This window comes from Ruegeria sp. HKCCA6707, assembly GCF_013033515.1.
In the GTDB taxonomy this organism is placed as follows: Bacteria; Pseudomonadota; Alphaproteobacteria; order Rhodobacterales; family Rhodobacteraceae; genus Ruegeria.
Genome location: NZ_WQEG01000010.1, coordinates 110,780 through 130,803 on the forward strand (window position 1 = coordinate 110,780; position 20,024 = coordinate 130,803).

A 20,024-nucleotide genomic window follows, 5' to 3' on the forward strand; every position below is an offset into this window, starting at 1 on the left:
GGGAGGCCCTGTCACATCAGAGTCTCCGGTTGGGTTTCATTACCCCGTTACGGCTCGGTGCCAGGTTGGACCATGGCACATACTCTTGGATCGCACGCCCCTGAAAGGCTTAAAAAAGGTAAGGGAACATGGCAGAAAAATCGAACTTCGATATATTGTATACCATTGTAGACGAAGCGCCGGAGCTGGCGAGCGCCTCGTTCCTGCCCATCATTCGCAAATTCGCATCCGCTGCGGGTGTCAGTGTCGGCACCAAGGATATCTCGCTGGCCGGTCGCATTCTGGCGACCTTCCCCGAGAATCTGACTGATGAGCAATGTATCACTGATGATCTGGCCGCACTGGGTGAACTGGTAAAAACCCCCGACGCAAACGTGATCAAGCTGCCCAATATCTCAGCCTCGGTCCCGCAGCTGGTAGCGGCCATCGAAGAGCTGCAATCGCAGGGCTATGACATCCCCACCTATCCCGAAGAGCCTTCGACCGATGAGGAAAAGGCCATCCGCGCGCGCTATGACGCGATCAAGGGCTCGGCCGTGAACCCGGTTCTGCGCGAAGGTAACAGCGACCGCCGCGCGGCGAAGGCGGTGAAGAATTATGCCCAGAAGAACCCGCATTCGATGGGGGAATGGGCAGCATCCAGCCAGACCAAAGTCTCGTCGATGTCAGGCAACGACTTCTATGCCAACGAGAAATCGGCCACCATCACCGCCGCGCAGGCAGGCGATGCAAAGATCGAATTTGTTGGCAAAGATGGCAGCACCACCGTTCTGAAAGACGGCTGGCCACTGGAAGAGGGCACCGTAGCGGACGCGACCTTCATGTCCGTCAAAGCTCTGTCGGCATTTCTGGCCGATGCCATCGAAGACACCAAAAAAGACGGCACGATGTTTTCGCTGCATATGAAAGCCACGATGATGAAGGTCAGCGACCCGATCATCTTTGGCTATGCGGTCAAGGCGTGGTTGGCCCCTGTGTTCGACAAGTATGCCGCTGAACTGGATGCGCTGGGTGTAAACCCGAACTCGGGCCTGGGTGACCTTCTGGAGCGGGTGAAAGGCAATGCCGAGATCGTGGCCGCCATTGACGCGCTGAAGGTCGACCGCCCGTCGATGTATATGGTTGACAGTGACAAGGGCATCACCAACCTGCACGTGCCATCGGATGTGATCATCGACGCCTCGATGCCTGCCGTGATCCGTGCGGGTGGCAAGGGCTGGGATGAAACCGGCGCCAAGGGTGACACCAATTGTGTGATCCCCGACCGCTGCTATGCACCGGTCTATGATGAGGCTATCAAGTTCTTCAAAGCCAATGGCGCGTTGAACCCCGCGACGGCTGGTGCGGTTGCCAATGTGGGCCTCATGGCGCAGAAAGCCGAAGAGTACGGCTCGCACCCGACCACGTTCCAAGCCCCTGCGGATGGTACAATCCGCATCGTTCTGGCCAATGGTGAGACGCTGCATGCGCATGAAGTTGAGGCCGGTGATATCTGGCGCGCCTGCACCGTCAAGAAAGCGCCGATCGAAAACTGGATCCAACTGGCGATGGACCGTCAGCGCCTGACCGGGTCCGAGGCGATTTTTTGGCTGGACGCAAACCGGGCCCATGACGCCGAGCTGATCAAATACGTCAAACCGGCGCTTGAGGCTGCTGGCGTGGCCGACAAGTTCCAGATCATGGCCCCGCGCGAAGCAACGCATCAGACGCTGACAACGATTACGGCCGGTAAAGACAGCATCGCCATCACCGGCAACGTGTTGCGTGACTATCTGACCGACCTGTTCCCGATCTTGGAACTCGGTACGTCGGCCAAGATGCTGTCGATTGTGAAACTGATGCAGGGTGGCGGTCTGTTTGAAACCGGCGCGGGTGGCTCGGCACCGAAGCACGTGCAACAGTTGGTCGAGGAAAACCACCTGCGGTGGGACTCGATGGGTGAGTTCTGCGCACTGGGTGAATCGCTGAACTTCCTGGCCGACAGCAAAGGCAATGCCAAGGCCGGTGTTCTGGGGGCTGCAGCCGAAGCGGCAACGCAGGGGATCCTGGACAACAACAAATCGCCCAGCCGCAAAATGGGTCAGCCGGACAACCGCGACAGCCACTATTGGTTCGCCCGCTATTGGGCCGAAGCCCTGGCGGCGCAGACGGAAGATGCCGATCTGGCAGCGGAGTTTGCACCCATTGCCAAAGCGCTTGCCGACAACGAACAGCAGATCTTGTCGGAATTGGCAGCAGCCCAAGGTCCTGCGGTCGATCTGGGCGGGTATTACCACACGGACGCAGCAAAAACGGCCAAGGTCATGCGTCCCAGCGCCACGCTGAACGCAATCATCGACTGATCTTGCCCGACAACGAAAACGGAAAAAGCCGGCCTGCTTGGGCCGGCTTTTTTCGACCGTTCCCTCAAATACACACGAAAAAAGGCTGGCCCCCATAGCCAGCCTTTTTCTGAGTGAGTGGGGCGGCCCTAAGCCGACACCGGTATTGTTAAGCCCAGTCTAGAACATTGAACCCAAAAAAAATATTCGGGGTTTCCCGTAGACATGAACGTTGTAGGGTCGCAGAAAGACCAAAATTCGTCCGAATTATGGTTAAAGTTTGCCGCTGCAACTTTTGACTGTTCTCGGTAGAACGTCTTGTTCATGAGCGAAAAAAGGGCCGGTTCAACAACCGGCCCCAGTGAATGCGTAAACCGAGGGATCAGTTCGACGCTGCAATCAGTTTTTCGTTATGCTCACGCAGAGTGTCAGAGACGATGGCGTACCACTCACCGGATTCCCGCATCTCGTTCAGACCTTTGTTCAGCATCGACAGGTACTGCTTGCCAAAGGGGTTGCTGCGGTGCGCGATGAAACGCAGCGACTGCGTGGTGGATACGAACGGGTTCTCGACCAGGTCGCGCTGGGTCAGACCCATTTCGCTCATGGTATCGGACATCAGCTGCACCTCGAAGGTGGCCGCATCCGCGCTGCCGGTCAGGACGGCATCCACACATTCGCGCGCGGTTACCGGCGCCAGGCGCACGTAATCGTCGCTGCCCAGACCCGCAGCTTCAAGGTCGAACAGGCCCCAGCCGGTCATACGGCAGATGGTTGCGCCTTTGAACTCGGTGTACGAGGTCGCTTGGGCATACTGGCTTTCCGGCAGTGTATAGACGCCGAACACGGTGTCATAAACCGGAACCGAGGAGTCAAACTGCGTGCAGCGGGTTTCGGTTTCGGGCGACCATTCGAAACTGCGGTTGGTGCAATCGGGCATGACCCAAGCCATCGAGACGTCAAACGCACCCAAAGGCAGAAGCGTATCAAGGTGCGAGTTCCAGTCATCAACAAAGCTGACCGAATAGTCGCGCGCGTTACCACCACGATTAAGTGCTGTGGTGCCCAGACGTGCGATGAATCCACCGCCATTCAGGGTTTCATCCGCAAAAGGTGCCCAGCCGTTGCCGGTGACCAGTTTGATCGGGGGCTCATAGACGCTGGAGCGTTGCACGCTTGCCGCACGCTGTTCTTCAGCCGCGATGATCTCTTGCGCCGAACGACCATTGGGCAGGCTACCGTCTTCACAAGGCAGGGCCAGAACCAGGCCGGGCGCCAGGTCGTTGGGGTTGGTGATGACACCGCGGTTGGCGTTAAAGATCGGCTGATAGTTCGACGTGCCATAGGCGGCAATCGCGATGGTTGCCATCGTGTCACCGTCTGACACGGTGTAGTTCGTACACGCTTCCTGAGCCGCGGCAGCCCCTGCGCTCAACGCGGTGACAGCGGTTGCCGACATCACTACTTTTTTCAGGTTAAATTCAAACATGTCCACTTCCTCCAGACAGTATTATGAGCCCGACGTGGGCCTTAGCCATTTTCCATTTGGTAACGAAGAGCGGTTGACACGATATCGCGCCACTCGCCCGATTGCTGCATGATCGCCAGACCCTGGTTCAGCGTCTCAAGGACGGCTTCCCCATCTGGATTGTCTTTGTGGGTCATGACGTTAAGCGACTTGATTGCCGCCAGATTGGGGTTTTCGATTATCTGATGCTCATAGCCCAGACGGCTGATCGCCTCGTCGGCCAGATGGGCTTCGATGGCGATGATGTCAGCCTCACCTTGCATGACCGCGTGGAAGCAATCATCCGGAGAGACTGGCCGCATCAATGTGATGACGGGTTCATACAAGCTGACCGCATCCATATGAGACAAAGACCAACCTTCGGGGCGGCAGATCGTTGTCCCTGCGAAATCCGCGTAGCTGAGCGTCTGTTCATAGCCAGAGCCTGACAACGCGAAGAACGTATCAACGACTTCATAGAACGGGTTCGAGAAATTGTAGGTCTCGCAGCGGTTACGGTCGTTTTCAGACAGGCTTTCGGCTGCTTCGCAATTTGGGCGCGACCACGGGAATGTGCCGTCAAAAGCCAGTGTCGGCATGAGCAAATCGAGATGCGAAGACCAGTCATTGACGAACTGGATCTTGTATCCCTGCTCGGGCGCGGCCCGCAACATGGCGGTCTCAACAAGCTGAGTATACAAGCCGCGATGGGGCAGGGCTTCATCCGTGAACGGGGCGTAGTTTCCACCTGTGATCAACAGCAGCTGACGATCACGGATTTCAGGACGCTCACTGTTGGTTGCGTTCCGGATCAACGCAGCACCTTCAACCCGCGCGGCCTCAATCTCGGCCTTGGCGGCTGCCTTGGCGGCAATGACCGCGTCTTCGCTTGATTTTTTGGCGGCTGCTTCGGCGGCGGCGACACGGGCTTCCGCCTCAGCGATTGCCTTCGACGCGCGCTCTTCTGCAGCTTTCACCAATTCCGAAGCCATTTCGACCGCCATGCGTTCTGCTTCGGTATCCGGCTCGGGCAGGGCCCGTCCCACGTCTTCCAAACAAGGAAAAGTCAGCACATCACCGATCCGGATGATGTTGGGGTTTGACCCGATGACGTCACGGTTCGCGTCATAGAGAAAACCATAGTCTTCCGTCGCATAAACCGCGATTGCCAGTTCGCGCAGACTGTCGCCGCGCTGAATTTCGTAGGTTGAGCAGGCTTCTTGTGCCGTTGCTGCGCCAGTTGCGGCTGCGAGCGCAAGGCTGGATATGATCAGATGGTTTCTCATGTGTCCTGTATTTCTACCAATTTCACGAAAGGGCCGGCTTAACGACGGCGATTGATATGTTGTCCTGATCCGGGTCGTTTTTTGCGTGAAGCGCTTGCAGCAACGCATCTGCGATGTCGCGCGCCGGGGCATTCGGATGCGCACGCATCAGTTGCTCAATTTCGGTGCCACTCAGAAACTGAAGCCCGTCGCTGCCCAAGACCAGGATGTCGGAAGATTTCAGTTCAAACGGAACTTCACGGCTATCGACCTTTGGAATCTCTGCACCCATGATCACCGAAGTCAGCTGATTGCGATCCGGGTGCGCCTTGGCTTGCGCCTCTGTCAGCGAGCCGTCGGCAACTTGGGCATCGATGACTGGCGCCATCGAGTGATCTTCATTGATCTGCTGCAATTTGTCGTCGCGGAACAGGTAGAGCGGGCTGTCACCAATCGAGATCCAAAACACGTTTCGATCTAGCAGCAACACACCCAAAAGGGTCGACCCAAGCTGAATACCGTGATCTTCGCTGTGGCTTGCTACGGCAGCGTTGGCCTGCATAGCAGCCAAGGGCAAGACATCGACAAGAGCGTCCTGCGAAAGCTCTTGGTCTTCCAGCAATCCGTCGAACGCCGCACGCCAGGTCGAGACACATAGGCCAGATGCAACTTCGCCTGCATCGTGACCTCCCATCCCGTCGGCCACAACGACATAGCCCGCCTGCGCCGCGTCGAAAACACGGGCAGCAATCGCATCCTCCTGCGTATCTCGCTGACCCTTATCCAGGATCAGCGCAACATCATATGCAGGGGTTGCCAGCATCAGTCGGTATCCCGCCAGTCAAAGCCATCGTCGCAGAAGGCTGCAAAGCGGAGAGAGGTTTCACTGATGCGGATCAGGTCACCGCTGGACAGTGCGATGGTGCTGAGGACAGGCTTGCCATTCAAACGCACAAGGTTGGCCTTGCCACCATGGCCCAGATAGCATTTGCGATCTTCGGGGTCGTAAGCAATCACCGCATGGTTACTGCGCGAGATGCCGGTATCGCCGAAATCCAGCTGAATGGCCTGATCATCATTCCGACCGATCTGCATCAGTCCTTCGGTCAAGGTAACAGCTGCGCCGCGACCCGGGCCCGAGGTTACAACAAGCCAGCCGACGGGGAATGTGGGCTCTGCCGCTTCGGTCTTGGCGACCGGAGCTGCCGTTTCCATCAAGTCCTGTACCTTGGTGTCACCGCGCTCGAACCCTAGGAAGGTAGTTTTGACGCGAGACCGGCGGTCACCAGTCGGAGCAGTTGCCGGGATCGGCGCTGGCTCTGGTGCTTTTGCGAAAGGCTCGGGAACACTCCGCTCCTCTTCTTGCTCGACTTGCTCGACGATTTCGGCAACCTCTGTGATGCTTTCAATCTCAGGGGTTGGCTCCGCTTTCTCTTCAGCCACCTCTATCGTCGCTTCGGCAACGGCTGCCATGACCTCTTCTTGGCTGGAAACGCCCTGTGCCTCGGTCAAATGCAAGGTGACAACCGGATCATCTTCTGACGCGATTTCGCTTGCAGCAGGTTCCTCTTCCAAGAGGTCTTCCTCGGGAAACTCTTCCATCTTCTCTTCTGGAAGCAACTCGTCGGCGTCGTCATAGCTCTCTGAGCTAAGATTGCCACCAGCAAGCGCGTTTCGCAGCGCGTTGAAATCCGCGATGGGCTCAGGCTGGCTGTTGTCTTCGGCCTGTACCTCGCTGACGTCTGCGAGATCATCGTCCTTGGCTTTGCCGGCACCTTCCAGAAGCCGGCTCAGAGGGCTTTTATATTTGAACATGGTGTCGACACCTTCTTCGCTAATGATGCGGGGCAGAGCCCGCGGGTTAATTCAGTTCTCAGCGCCGAAGCGCGGGGTTGAGGCAGACGCGCCGCGCGCTCAGTTTCCTGCCAGTTGCATGGTTGCGGTTGTTTCGGTTCCGTTACGCAGCACGGTGAATTTGGCTTCGGGCGTGTTCTCGGCCACCAGCGTCGCCAACACGGCGTCCAAAGCTTCGGGCTGGTCAATCGCTGTATCGGTGTTGCTTTCACGCAAGACGATGTCGCCGACCTGAAGACTTGTCTGACCTTCATTAGCAATCGAGTTCACTACAGTTTGCCAGCCGCTAACCGAAACATGTGACGCCTCAAAGGTCAGGCCGTTCTCCAGCCCGATGCTACGCTGTGCGGGAAGCGCCAAAAGGCCGTTCTGAGCACGCGTCTGCCCAAGTTCGCGATAGCGCGCGGCCTTGCGGATATGGCCATCAGGATCAACGGTAAAGCTGTCCAGAAAATGAGCGGCGAGAGAAAGATCTGCGCGCACCGGGTCACCATTCAGCGTGAAGATGGTCGCGCCACGCTGCACCCATTCACCAATGACCGACATGTCCTGGTTTGGGTTCACAGCGGTGACCGCGATTGTGTTGCCAGTGGACGCGCGCCGAAGCGCCGTTTGGAACGGAATGGTCACATCCCAATGCGCAAACGACACCTGTTTTTCGGAAAGGTTGACCGGTGTTGACGCCGCCTTTGCAACGGGCGTCACGTCTTCAGCCAAGGTTTCATTAAGCTGCGGTGCGGCCGCAGCTTCGATGGGAAGCTCTTCGGCCGCTGTCTCGTCGGACGCTTCTTCCAGCGCCCGCGCCAAAGCAGCGGCCAAAGGTTCTAGCGTTGCCGCAACCTCGGGAGTAACGAACTCTTCCTGCTGGGCAGGCTCGGTCGGTGCAACATCTGAATCCGCCGCCGGGGCCGGCTCGGCCGGTTTCGGCTCTGTGATGGCCTCGGCGGTCTGCTCGATCGGTTCCCCGGCGACCGCAATGGCATCGTTGGCCACTGCCGCTTCGGGGCTTGCCTCGGGCGTACCAGTGTTGCCCGACATCACATAAAATCCGCCTGCGGCCAGCGCAATCAACGCAACACCTGCAAGCAGCACAAATTTCTTGGTACCCCCGGTACCACTTCGGACGACGGTATCTACCGCCACCTTGTTGTCATCGTCCGAGGAAAATTTGGCCAGATCTTGATCCGCCTTATCCTCGTTTCCGAGGGTCAAGTCAGCGTTTCCGGCCAGCAGCGCAGTGACAACGGCCTCGGCGTTTTCGCTCTCGGCCTTGATCCGCGCTGCCTCTTCTTCCTTGTCCTTGCGGTCCATCCCGACAATGACCGAGATCGGGCGATGCTCGAACGTGTCGAACATGACGTCCGGGCCACGGAACATACGCAGCCAATCCAGCGCCGATTGCACACGGTCGGTGGCATGTACCTCCATCGCCTTGTCGATCGCTTTCAGAAAGTCTTTGGGATAGCCGACAAAACGGCCGTCGAGCGGCGAATAGGGATCGGCATGGCCACTGTTGAACGCGTTCAACCGTGTCTGACCGTCAATCGGACGCTCACCACTGATGGCGTGGTAAAGGGTTGCCGCAAGCACATAGAGATCGCTGCTGGGCCCTTGATCTGCACCCCGCACGTAGAATTCGTGTGGCGAATACCCGTCCTTGATCACCCGCAACGTCATCAGCGCCGCGGATTTATGGGCCGCCTGTTCGCGCGCCGCGCCAAAATCGATCAACACCGGCTGATGATGCTCGTCGATCAGAATATTGTCCGGTGAAATATCACGGTGCAACATGCCGCTTTGGTGGATGAATGCCACCGCAGACAACATTTTTTCGGTCACCTGAACGATGAAGTCCGGGCCCCGGTCGTTTTCGGGGTTCTCGACATATTCAAGCAGATCGCACCCACGGATCAGGTCCATCGCGATATAGGCGGTGTTGTTGTCTTCAAACACCTGATGCACGTTCACGATATTGGGGTGCACCAAACGCGCGTGATTGCGTGCCTCGAGAATGAACAGGTCTATGATGGCGCGCAGGTCTTCTTTGTATTCAGGATCGGCCGGTTCAACCAAATCACCGCTGCGTTTACACAGCGCCCCGGGGAAGCACTCTTTGATAACCACGTCACGTTCAAGGCTGTCGCGCGCCAGATATGTGATCCCAAAACCGCCATTGCTCAGAAAGCGCAGGATTTCGTATTGCCCGCGCAATAGTTTGGCGCCTGGTTGCAGACCTTCAATTTGAGGTTCGTCGTGCGTCGTGCCGACAGCCTGGTTGTGGCTCATTTCTTCCCGCCCATTTAATACATATTGCGACAAAGCTAACTGGGCTTTCAGCCCGCGAACTCACAACCAAACACAGCCGCAGAAACTTAAGACTGTTAGACGGTTCAAATCTGACTTTATTGGGGCCGCCGCATGGCTTCACTATGGACTTAAAAAATGGTGAATCAATATGTTGAGATATCGACCTTGGCGACACCATATATAGTGTTGCTGAGTTGGATAAATCGCACCATACCCCGCATTTCCCGGCTATTGGTCTCTGAATTCGAAACAATAGCAGCCCGATTCTTGACACCGCGAATCGGGCTGTAACAGTGCAATCTATGCGGGAATTCAGGTGCCTGTTCGGGAAGCCGCAGAAGCTTCGGAGCTGCCAGCCCAGGCCAGAGTATCGCTCAACTGGGCCAGAATCCGTACCGCATCTTTCAAAGGCGCGGAACCGCTTTCGAATTGCAGCAGCAACAAAAGGTCAGTCGCCTTTTCGAATTCAGCTGGAACCCAATCTGCGTCAGGGTTGATCTCTTCACTTGCCTCCAACCGCTCGGCAAAATCCTCAACAATCTCCTGACAATTCTGCAGAAATGCTGCAGGCTCGGTCTCGGGGCTTTCGCTGAGATCATGGTGAATGCTGGCAATCGCTGCGAGCCAATCCTCGAGGATCGGGTTTTGCAAGGGGGAGAGATTTGCCGCGACGCCAGGTTGAACCGATGCATCGTCAAGCTGTTCTTCTGATTGCGCGTCTTCAAACTGTTCCAGATAGGGCTGGAACACAGTCTCGATGTCTTTTCGCGCCGCGTCCAGATCGGCCTGGCGATGAACCGATGCCATGCGCAAAACCTGCTCGGCCAAATCCTGACCACCGCAGCTGTTCCAAAGATCAAAGTCAGGCTCCGGTTCTTGTGCCATCGCGCGTACCGCGACCGGAGTGCCAATCGGAACAACTGCTTGAAACAGGCCGTTCTTTTCTTTGTCCAGTCGTGCGGTGACACGCTCAAGCGCGGATTTGTCCGTCAAAAGATCAGCATGGGTGACCGCAAGCACACTGTTGTCGCGCAGCTTTTGCGGAACCTTCATCCACAGGTGACGCTCAGTCTCACGCCAAGCGGTGGTTCCATTGGTGCACCAGATCGCACAATCGACGTAACTCAACAGGTCCAACGTCTGCTTATAGGTGTCATCCAATGCACCGGCGCCCGGCAAGTCGAACAGAGAGATTTCCTGCAGGGCAGGGGTGTTTAGCCCAACCGAGATGAAATCTGGTTCTTCCTTGGCGGCTTTTTCGAGAACGATCCCCGAGTAAACTTTGGGCTCTCGATCCCACCAGCCAACTGTAGTTTCCGGAGACTCGGAATAAGCCACAATCACCAGCGGCAGTTTAAGATGCTGTGGACCTGTCGGCAGAATGTCGGCACCTGCCAGCATATTGGCAAGGCTTGATTTTCCAGCGCCGAACTCACCCGCGAAGCCGATTGAAACGGCGTTCGAGAGCTTTTCGGCATGTGCCATCGCTTTGGAACGCAGATCGTCCAGCCCTGGTGTTGCCGGCAATTTCTCAGTTGCAGTCAGAAACCGTTCGAGCTGTCTTACCTCTGCATCGGTTCCGGGGAAATCGATCATTCTGCGGCCTCTGGCTGAAGATTGTCTGACAGGGCAGCGCCCATGGTGCTGTTCAATTCATCGACGATGTGGCGGGCGCGGTCAACCGCAGCTTGTGCTTCGACACGCGGGTTGCTGCTTTGCGGCCCAACGCGATGCTCTAGATGGCCTGTGAGAAGGGCCAAGTAGTGATCCAGCACTGTTTTCATCCGCTCAACCAGATCACCGCGCGCGGTGTCGATCAGATCATCACCGATCATCTCGAATTCCTGAATGATCATTCGCTCAGCCCGATTGACGACGCTTTTGCGCGAAATCAGACGCGACAGCCAGGTGACGCGAAGTTCGACTGTTATACCTCGGGTCAGAGCCGTCATGTTCGGGCGGAACCAGCGTACAGCACTGGTATTCATGCGATTTTCGGACTGGTCGCGCCATCCAGGCAAGGCTCGGAGTGCCGCGTTGCTTTGCATATCAATCGCATAAAGCTCGCTTAACATGCGTTGGCGTACCACTTGAGTTGCGCCTTGAACCAATTCACGCATGCGTTCGCGCAGCGGTCCAAAATTCAACTCGGTCTCGTTGTTCTTGGCAAGCAAAGGCGATTGCCCGTCAGGTCCACGGACCACCAAAGAGACGGCCTCGGCCACCGTATCATCCATGACACCCCGCAAATTGGCCAGAACGTCGTCCATTTCATTGGTGATCGTCTCCGACTTTTCGACCACAAGCGCCTTGAGGTCTGAAAGCGCCTGATTGCTTTCCGTGATATCTTTGGTTTCGGGCCCCTCTTTCGCTTCCAGCGCGCGCAGGTTCGCTTTGCTGCGATCCAGCTCGCCCTGAGCGAAGCTGTTCAAGTGCTGCCACGCCATACGCAACTGCTCATTACGCGGCCCATTTGTCAGGGCCTGAGTTACATGGTGCCGCAGGTCTGGCAGACCCGAAGCAACCATAGCGGCATAGCGTAAAACAGCGGCGCGGCTGACAGGGCCCGAGCCCTGCTTGATCTCTTCCACACCAGACAGGTACTGACGCATCTGCTCAGGGTGTGCCCGAAGCCAGGCAAGGATCTGGTCGTGATCAATCCCGGTTTCATCACCTGTCAGAGCGTAGTGCGCCCATTGTGCGCTTCCCATCAGAACATCGATGTCCGAGTTGCCAAGGGCACGTTCGAGCCCTTCCAATACATCGGCACGTACTTTCGTCGCGTCTTCTGCACCGCCACCCAATTCGTCGACACGGTTGATGAAAACCACGATCTGACCAAGTTCCAACGCCTGCATCAGGCGGAACAGCTTAAGGTCCGCCCGCGAGAGTGCTTGGTGAGCAGACAGAACCACGACGAAGAAGTCCGACTCCTTCAGGTATTGTCGCGAAATCTCTTCCCGGATCAGCAAAGGGTCGTTGACGCCGGGTGTATCTGTGACCGTCAGGGGAAACGGAAAATGGCCAAGGTCAAAGTATACTTCGGCCTTGCGGGTAATGTCGCTATAAAGGCCACGATCAGACCCGGGATCATGCGCGTCCTCTTCTGTCGGGTCGTCGCCTGCGCAGACATACCGCGCCAAATCCTCGGATGTCAGATCTTCCAAATCATGGTGTTGACCCAGCAGGTGTTTATAACTTTCACCCAAACGCAGCTTGGCGCGCGTTTTCATCGCCTCAACCTGCTCTTCGATCATCTCGCGCTTATAGCTGTCCTCCTCATCGGGGAACATGTTGCGCAGCTCTTCGCCTTCGGCGATCAGCGATTGCCATTGGCGGTTGTCGAAGAAATGGAATTCGGCCCCCGACGTTCTGCCCGAAGGGTGACCGAAATGCATGTCGGTAATCACCGTCGTCCAAGGGTTTACGTCCGAGGGCAAGTATTCGGCATGACCGGTAAACCCGTTGATCAGGCGAGACTTGCCGGCTTTGATCTGGCCGACAAACGCAATCGAGGGTTTCAGGTTTGTCAGGTCGTCAACAATGCGTGAGATGAAATGACGGGTTTCGTCATTGCTCATCTCATTCATATCTTCAGCGATGCGAATAAGTTCGTTGCGTTTCTGCTCGCTCATTAGGTTCACCTGGTAACTCATATGCACTAATATTAAAGAATAAAGAACAGGATAGGGCAGGATCGCGGTTATTCAGCGGCACCCTGCAGTGATCTCCATAGGTTTACGACTGCACCCAGCTTGCGCGCCTCGTGCAATGTGATTGCTGTTTGCGCACCGTCGCACAGGATCGAAAGGCCGGTGCCTTGCCCGCCCGAAGCGCGCACAACAATCAGTTGTGGTTGGGTCAAGGCACCTTCGCTGTCCGATTTCCAGCCGGCAAGGTCCTTTGCAAAGCTTTGCAAAAGCTCTTGTTCGGGAAAACCGCTCTGACCTTCGGCGCAAAGCCCGTCGAGTTCGAGCGCTTCGCCGTCGTCGTCACTTAGAAGGATGCGACCCTCTGCAAAGCGATCAGAGGCCGCGTAGAAACCATGCGCCATACCCGAGGGGCTGGTGGGTTCGGTTTCCACGGCTTCAACCGGTTCCACGTTTGGCTCGGGCTCGATTTCTTCCTCGGGCGCGTCGGGCACGATCGTCATGATAGGTTCTTCGGAAATTTCTATCCCGGCACAGGCTGCAGCGATCTCGGAATAGGTGATCCCGACATCGTCAGCCTCAAGCTGGTTGTCCGGGCGCAGCGATACCAATTCAAGTGGGCCAGGGGCCATCGCGATGTCCGTCACCATCCTTGCCAGAACCTCGGTCAGTGCTTCGCGCGGCTCCGTTTCAAAATCGGGCGTTGGCTCGTCGCCAAAGCTAAAGATATCGGTGATGCGAGAGCTATTGACCTCGATCGCCAGAACCAGGTCGTTGGCGGCCGTAAACTCCAGCCTGCGCGGAAGAATGGTGCCACGAATGGCTTTCAAAACGCCGTTTCTGCGGTCCTGTGCGGTGTCACCGTTCAGGTAGACAGCAGGCGTCAAACGCGCGAGTGAGTTGCGTCCAATACTGTCGAGCATCTCAAGAATGTCGGTATCCATCGTGTCTTGACCCCCTTTGGACCTGTCTAAACCGCCGCCGCAACTGGCCCGAGGCTGAGATGTGATTTCGTCAGCGCCAAGCCCGCTTTTTCGTCACTGCGGCAGACATAACAGACCACGTGATCCGGATATTCCCGCGTCCGCAAAAAGATGTGCAGCCGATCATCCGAGAAAACGGCAATTTCCCCAAAGCCCGGGTTGTCATCTTCTTGGGTGCCGATCATGCGCAACAATGATTCAAAGCCACGAACACCGCGCCCTTGAAACAGGTTCGCAACGGCCAATGCCAGGTTCTCGAGCAGGTTCGTGTGATCAGGTTGATCCGATTTCAACCCAAGCAACATACCCGTTTCCATATCAACATACCCGGCTGCAACGCAGTCGGGTATGGAGTCCATGGCAGTGGAAAGCGCGTTCTCAATTGACATGTTCTAACCTGCCTTTGGCGCGAGCGAACCGGAACAAACTACAAAGCATGTCGTTCCGCCGCCGAGTTTTCTTCAGATCGTCCAATTGGGCTTACCGGCTGATCTGAATTGGGTTGGTAATCACGGGATATCTGATCGAACTCGGTCAGGAAAGCCGAGAAGACACTGCGCAGCCCATTGGCATCGTCGGGCAACTCCTCTTTCGAGACAAATTCGTTCCAAAGATCGACCGCGCTGATCGGCGTTCCAGGCACAACCTGAATGAGTGATTTCATGTCCGGTTCTGGGGCGTCCGCGACGTCATCCTCAAGCTGCATTGGTACAACTTGCCCGTCGGTCAACGCATTGGATTCGGGTTCGGGCTCGTAGTCTTCTTCAGACTTTTCAGCCAATAGGGCCGTTATCGAGGATACCGACCGTTCGATATCGGATTCGACGCCGCGCGCGATTTCCACGATTTCGATCTCTTCTTCAACCGGATCATCTTCACTGGTGTCTGAAACGGTCAATTCATCTTCGGGTTCCGGTTCTTCTTCGCCTTGGAACTCGAACTCGTCAACATCCGTGGCCGGGTTTGGCAGGAAGTCCAGATCCATTGCCTCGTCTTTGTCATCGCTGAACGAAACATTCTGATCCTTCGCTGTGACCTCGTCCTCATCGACGATCATCTCCTGCCGCAGCTTCTCGGCTTCCTCGGCTTCGATCCTCGGACGCTCGATCTCGTCCGAACGCCGTTCGACACGCGCAGGACGCACCGGAAAGCTTGTCACGGTTTCGGTGTCCGCGTTTTCGGGAGGGATCACTCGGACAGTGGTCACGTCGTCCTTTGCCTCGCTCGGCTTGGCCGGACGCAGAGGTTTGATCTTTTCGATCCCAGGTAGGGTTGATTTTTCCATTTGGTAGCGCGACAGCATTTCGGCGCGGCTTCCCATGATCTGCTCGGTGATCTCAAGGAAGCTGTCGACCATCTTGCCGCCACCGCTGCGGCCCCACATCTCGGCATCTCCGGTCTTGTCCCGGGCAATGATGGCATCGCGTGCCGAGAAAAGGATAGACCGATTGAACAGATGTCCGGCCTCGCGGTTCACGCGACGTAGCACCTTTTGGCGATCTTTCGTATTCAATGCGTCGGCACGGGTGACCAACAGAAGCGAGTTGGCTTGCAGACGCTCGGGCAAGGACACCCAAGTGGCACGCTCGGTCTCGCGCCAGGCTTGAGTGGAATGTGTACACCACAGCACGCCATTGGCCTGACCAACCGCACGACGCCAGACATCGTTCGAGATCTTGGGATCAGAGATACCGGGGGTGTCGATCAAATCGACGGCCTCAAGAATATCCGCCTCAAGAAAAATGCGCACGAACTGCACATCGTTGACGCCAACCTGATCAAGCTGATCCAGCGTGATCATTTCTTTGCTGCCATCATGACGCAGAACATAGGCCGAGCCTTCGCCAAAGCTGAACCAGACCGGCGGCAATTGCGTCGCTGTGACTTGTGTCGGCAACGTTTGTTTGCGCAAGAGAAAGTTCATCAATGTCGATTTACCGGCACTGAATTCCCCCATCAGCGCAAAGACGGGCTTGCGGCGCGACCACTTTTCAATGCGGTCCCAGGCTTTGGGGGTAACGAAACGGGTTTGTGCTGTATTTACCATAACTCTTCTTATGCCGCTTCGTTGCTAAGATCTTTGAGGATGTCACCCAGGATATCGTCGCGCGATTTCTGAGGCTTCTGTTCGGCCATCAGCTCTGCACTACGGGCTTTGCTTTGCTCTCCGGACTGAGAGATGCTGAGCAATGTCTCTTTCTGCTCGCGCAGGAAATCAGACAATGTCGCCCGGACATTTTCCAGAACGGCTGCGATCTGGTTTTCTTCAATGTCCTTGGTGATCGAGTTCGCCTCAGAGGCGATCAGACGGGTGTAATCTGCAGCATAAGCTTCAAAGCCCTTGCGCTTTTGCCACCAGCGGCGCCACCAGGTGCTTTGCAGGTCAAGCGCAATGGTCTTGCCGATGCCCAATGGCGGCGGTACGCGCGGCACAATCGGCGCTTCGATCGTGAACTCGCCCAGATGGTTGCCCAACAGCTTATGGTACAGTTCACCGATATCCGCTGCAGCGGCTTCATAGAGCGCACCAGCATCTTTCCGCATCGCGCGGGCAAAGCTGAAATAGGCCGCTTTTTGTAGGGTCCGAAGGCCAGCGGGATCGTATTGCCAGGTCCCCTGCTCGCCGTTTTCTTCCAGATGCGCGATCAACGAGTCCGTCGCGCGTTTGACAAAATTCGTCTCTGCCGAGGTCAGGCGTTCGAGTACCTTGTCGCGCAGTTTTGCGGTCAACTCGGCCGCTTTCTTCTCGTATTCGTCTGAAACGGCGGCGATCGCCTCTTCGGGGCTGGCGCCTTCCAAATTGTGAACGACCCCTTCGCTGTCCGACAGCTTTTTGGCAACCGAGGTGGCACGGATCTGGCTGGCGATGTTGCGCGCACGGTGGCGCACGCGGTCGATCAATCGCTTGCCTGTACCTTCAGCGATCCGTTCATTCATTGCCAGCAGCAGATCCGGCAATCCGGACAATGCCCAAATCTTATCCAGCGACGCGGCTTCATCCCCAAAGCCGGCCGCCAGATAGAACGTGTTCAGGGTCTGCCGCGACTCTTCCGTGAGGATGTCAGGATTTCCTGTCAAAGCGGCTTCTGCCCAAAGGGCACTTCCGAACACGATACTTGTTGAGGTGTCGATGTTGTTCTGTTTCAGCGTTTCCTGAATTCTGTCGCGAATTTCAGGCACTTGGTTGATCGGATCCGACAGTTCATCAATCCGGTTCACAAACAGGATGATCTGACGGTTCTCAAATTGCGCGATGATCCGCATCAGCGCCATATCCATCGTGGTCAGCGCCTGACTGGCGGCCAGAACCACGATACACACTTCAGACCCGCGCAAGCTGCGCAGGGTGATTTGTTCGCGCACCATGAACGTGTCGTTCACACCCGGCGTATCACAAAGGCGCAAAGCCAACGGATACTGCGGAATATCCATGTAAAGCTCGGCCGACTTGGTCACATCGGCAAAACGACCGGTCTTCGGGTTGATGTCCGGATCGTCTTCATCGCCCAAACAGACATAGCGTTGGATCAACTCGTCGTCGAAATAGTCATACTGGTGGCTTTGCCCCAGGATCAGGTCAAAATGCTTGCCCAGACGTTCTTCCGACTTGGCCTTCATCTCGGCCACCTGGCGACGGATGTCCTCCATCTCGTCATCGGCACCGGCCCGGTTAGCCAGTTCGCCCAGACGGCCGCCACCGACCATCAGGTTGTCCCACTCTTCTTGTTCAAAGAATGTGAATTTCGACTTTGTGTCGCCTTCGGTCCGAGTGTTGATGTTGAGCGTGGTCACCACCGAGGTCCACGGGTTTACATCAGAAGGCAGCAAATCCGGGCGCCCTGCCAGAATGTTCACGATCGACGATTTGCCCGCCTTGACCTGCCCCACCAACGTCACGTTGGCGGTGAAGTTTTCCATTCGCGTCTTGAGTGTGGCCAAACGTGCCGAGGAGCGCGCATCCGCCACCTCTGTCAATTGGTCAATCTGCGCCGTCAGGGAAGTCATCGCTTCTGTCACGGGGGACAGAGCTTCGTTTCCAACGGACAAAAGATGGTCGTTGCGCGCCATTATTCAGCCTCCGGTGCCAGTTGCGGCAATTTCTAACGGCTGGCCACCTTTCGGCAGGCCCGCCAATGTGTCGATTCGCGCGATCAGATCCAGCGCATTGCCCAAGATCTCGGCCTCGGTCAGAGGCGATATCGATTCATAGGCCAATGAATCGGCCAGAACTTCGATCGAGCTGAAATGCTCTCCGTTTTCCAGACGCGCGACGCGACGCCCTGTTGGAAAGTCCTGGGATTTGTGTGCGGGTAACGGCATACGCGCATTGGCCAGCAAATAGCGGTCACCCGAAAGGGTTTTCAAAGCAATCCCAAACCCTGTTCCAGGGTGATGGCGATTTAGAACTTTGAGCTCGTCGACAAAGCTCTCACGCGCAAGATCGATGACATCCTGCTCGCTTACGGCGTTGTTCATCTGGTTGGTCACGACAGAGACCCCTGTTGTTGGAGTTGAGCGGGAACTGGCAAACGCGCCACGCGGCAAAAAAGACTCATTAACTCGTTGTCGTTAAACAAGCGCGATTACCGCGGTGTTATTTTGACGCGAATAAGATTTTTTGGCGTTTGAATTGTGGCGCGATTGTGATGGCTCTTCGCATAAATGTCTCAACCCAGGGTGGAGTTGTGTGAATACGCCGGGAAAAACACGGACGACAAGCCGTAACTAGCTGGCCGGAATGAAAAAAATGACCGAGGCACCCACTCGGTCAAAGAACCGATTCTGATGACCCTGCTCGTCCCGGCAAGGGTCATAACGTGACACACAAACTTGCGCTGGTCTTCATTTTCCCTCTCGCACTCGACAGGAAGCTTTGTTATTCAGCGCGTCATTGCGGTGCACATGCACCACGGTTGCGGGTGTGGCGAAATTGGTAGACGCACCAGATTTAGGTTCTGGCGCCGCAAGGCGTGGGGGTTCAAGTCCCTCCACCCGCACCACAAAAACAAAATATTCTATTGTATTACAGATGATTATATAAAATAAATTGCTTTAAGACCCACTATTAGTCCCACTTCTTTCTTCCTGTTATCGCTACCTTCCAACCTGTCTATCAATCTACCGACTGATGACCCGTTCAACTTGTTCGTCCCGATTCAAGAAGCATAGTGGACACTTCAAACTGCCTTGTAAGAGCGGTTTTTGTCAGCAAACCGAAAGAAAACCTGAACACAACTAGCTAAGAAACGCGGTCTCCAATCCTCCTGCCGCCCTTGGAACACGACTGCGTTGAAGATGGAAACCGCCAGTGCAATGACCGCGCAGAACGGCGAACTAGTCATACTACGAAAAGCCTCAGATCACGGTAGTGGGCCCAAAGCGGCCCTATTTTGCCCCTCGGAAATAAGCGCCCACCTTTACATTAACGCGTCCAGAATGTCTTAAACGCAGCTTGCAATTCAGGCACGGCATCGTCGCGCGTAAGAAACTTTCTAATTGGCATCATCTCCCAACACTGTCCCTCTTCGCCAAATTCGATTATCGAAACAACGTCCGGAGATACCATACAAACAAAAAAGGCAACTTCGCGTTTCGGCAGATTAGCTGCTGCTTGGGCAATAAAGGTTGCTTCGTAAACAACTGAGCTCTTCGACAAACATACGCCGAACTCCTCCTGTGTTTCCCGCAACGCGCAATCTAGCGCAGTTTCGCCAGCTTCGCGAACACCCCCAGGTAAGTCCCACTGGTTAGGATTAGGAATGTGATCGAAGTTGTCTCTCAGGTAGGTTACTACCGTATCATTACAAATGACTGCTATCTTCGCACCTTGCAGATTGGTCGCTTCCGCAACGCTCATTTTAGCTCCGACGAGTGAAATCTCCGCTTTACGACTTGAAGTCTTATCGTTGCTTTGGCGGTTATTGCAAGGAGTTGGAATGAGAGTGAGTTTGAGTAGGATCAGCCGATCGATCTGCAATCGCAAATATCGTTCCAAAGAAAATTATGCAATTTAAACTTGTGCGGCGGCAAATTCCGCAGAGCAAATGTTCAGGTTGCATCCCGGCGCTTTGCAGCAAGGAACGTCCGCTTTGTCCGGCGGTCTCAATGGATCGCCGCAACACTTCACTTTGAGAGCA

14 protein-coding genes and 1 tRNA gene are annotated in these 20,024 nt (G+C 55.9%); 2 read left to right on the top strand and 13 right to left on the bottom strand.

The genetic code is table 11. The annotated features are described in order from the left end of the window. Nucleotides 1-128 precede the first annotated feature (128 nt). Complete coding sequence (locus GOW40_RS18990) at nucleotides 129-2,342, top strand: NADP-dependent isocitrate dehydrogenase (protein ID WP_171133346.1); 2,214 nt, start codon at nucleotides 129-131, stop codon at nucleotides 2,340-2,342. A 361-nt stretch (nucleotides 2,343-2,703) separates the two neighbouring features. On the opposite strand, the gene GOW40_RS18995 is transcribed toward GOW40_RS18990, so the two are convergent. The 12 genes from GOW40_RS18995 to GOW40_RS19050 all read right to left on the bottom strand — a co-directional run bounded on the left by GOW40_RS18995 (nucleotide 2,704) and on the right by GOW40_RS19050 (nucleotide 18,375). After that, complete coding sequence (locus GOW40_RS18995) at nucleotides 2,704-3,810, bottom strand: transporter substrate-binding domain-containing protein (protein ID WP_171133344.1); 1,107 nt, start codon at nucleotides 3,808-3,810, stop codon at nucleotides 2,704-2,706. A 41-nt stretch (nucleotides 3,811-3,851) separates the two neighbouring features. After that, nucleotides 3,852-5,114 (bottom strand): transporter substrate-binding domain-containing protein, encoded by a 1,263-nt coding sequence (locus GOW40_RS19000; RefSeq protein ID WP_171133342.1) that lies wholly within the window; start codon nucleotides 5,112-5,114, stop codon nucleotides 3,852-3,854. A gap of 22 nt (nucleotides 5,115-5,136) precedes the next feature. Continuing rightward, entirely contained in the window at nucleotides 5,137-5,916 is a 780-nt protein-coding gene (locus tag GOW40_RS19005; RefSeq protein ID WP_171231123.1) for a PP2C family serine/threonine-protein phosphatase, read from the bottom strand. Then, the gene (locus tag GOW40_RS19010) at nucleotides 5,916-6,908 is read right to left on the bottom strand and encodes an FHA domain-containing protein (RefSeq protein ID WP_171133338.1); all 993 of its coding nucleotides are present in this window, start codon (nucleotides 6,906-6,908) and stop codon (nucleotides 5,916-5,918) included. Before GOW40_RS19010 ends, GOW40_RS19005 begins: the two co-directional genes overlap by 1 nt. Before the next feature lie 99 nt (nucleotides 6,909-7,007). Continuing rightward, nucleotides 7,008-9,233, bottom strand: coding sequence for a serine/threonine-protein kinase (locus GOW40_RS19015; protein ID WP_171133337.1), 2,226 nt, complete (start codon nucleotides 9,231-9,233; stop codon nucleotides 7,008-7,010). Between the two features lie 333 nt (nucleotides 9,234-9,566). Continuing rightward, a complete protein-coding gene (locus tag GOW40_RS19020) occupies nucleotides 9,567-10,850 on the bottom strand; it encodes a dynamin family protein (protein WP_171133335.1) in 1,284 nt (427 codons plus the stop codon). Continuing rightward, nucleotides 10,847-12,889 carry a dynamin family protein gene (locus tag GOW40_RS19025; protein WP_171133334.1) on the bottom strand — a complete coding sequence of 681 codons (2,043 nt, stop codon included), beginning with the start codon at nucleotides 12,887-12,889 and terminating at the stop codon, nucleotides 10,847-10,849. Before GOW40_RS19025 ends, GOW40_RS19020 begins: the two co-directional genes overlap by 4 nt. Nucleotides 12,890-12,957: 68 nt before the next feature. Beyond that, nucleotides 12,958-13,848, bottom strand: a complete 891-nt coding sequence (locus GOW40_RS19030) for a hypothetical protein (protein WP_171133332.1) — start codon at nucleotides 13,846-13,848, stop codon at nucleotides 12,958-12,960. A gap of 26 nt (nucleotides 13,849-13,874) precedes the next feature. After that, complete coding sequence (locus GOW40_RS19035; protein WP_254444511.1) at nucleotides 13,875-14,246, bottom strand: hypothetical protein; 372 nt, start codon at nucleotides 14,244-14,246, stop codon at nucleotides 13,875-13,877. Nucleotides 14,247-14,314: 68 nt separating this feature from the next. Continuing rightward, nucleotides 14,315-15,934 carry a dynamin family protein gene (locus tag GOW40_RS19040; RefSeq protein ID WP_171133330.1) on the bottom strand — a complete coding sequence of 540 codons (1,620 nt, stop codon included), beginning with the start codon at nucleotides 15,932-15,934 and terminating at the stop codon, nucleotides 14,315-14,317. An 8-nt stretch (nucleotides 15,935-15,942) separates the two neighbouring features. Then, complete coding sequence (locus GOW40_RS19045) at nucleotides 15,943-17,955, bottom strand: dynamin family protein (RefSeq protein ID WP_171133328.1); 2,013 nt, start codon at nucleotides 17,953-17,955, stop codon at nucleotides 15,943-15,945. 3 nt (nucleotides 17,956-17,958) lie between these two features. Continuing rightward, complete coding sequence (locus GOW40_RS19050; RefSeq protein WP_171101974.1) at nucleotides 17,959-18,375, bottom strand: hypothetical protein; 417 nt, start codon at nucleotides 18,373-18,375, stop codon at nucleotides 17,959-17,961. A 427-nt stretch (nucleotides 18,376-18,802) separates the two neighbouring features. Between GOW40_RS19050 and GOW40_RS19055 the strand changes: the two genes are divergently transcribed. Next, nucleotides 18,803-18,887 (top strand) — tRNA-Leu (locus GOW40_RS19055). Nucleotides 18,888-19,309: 422 nt separating this feature from the next. On the opposite strand, the gene GOW40_RS19060 is transcribed toward GOW40_RS19055, so the two are convergent. After that, nucleotides 19,310-19,882 carry an NUDIX domain-containing protein gene (locus GOW40_RS19060; RefSeq protein WP_171231124.1) on the bottom strand — a complete coding sequence of 191 codons (573 nt, stop codon included), beginning with the start codon at nucleotides 19,880-19,882 and terminating at the stop codon, nucleotides 19,310-19,312. Between the last annotated feature and the right edge of the window lie 142 nt (nucleotides 19,883-20,024).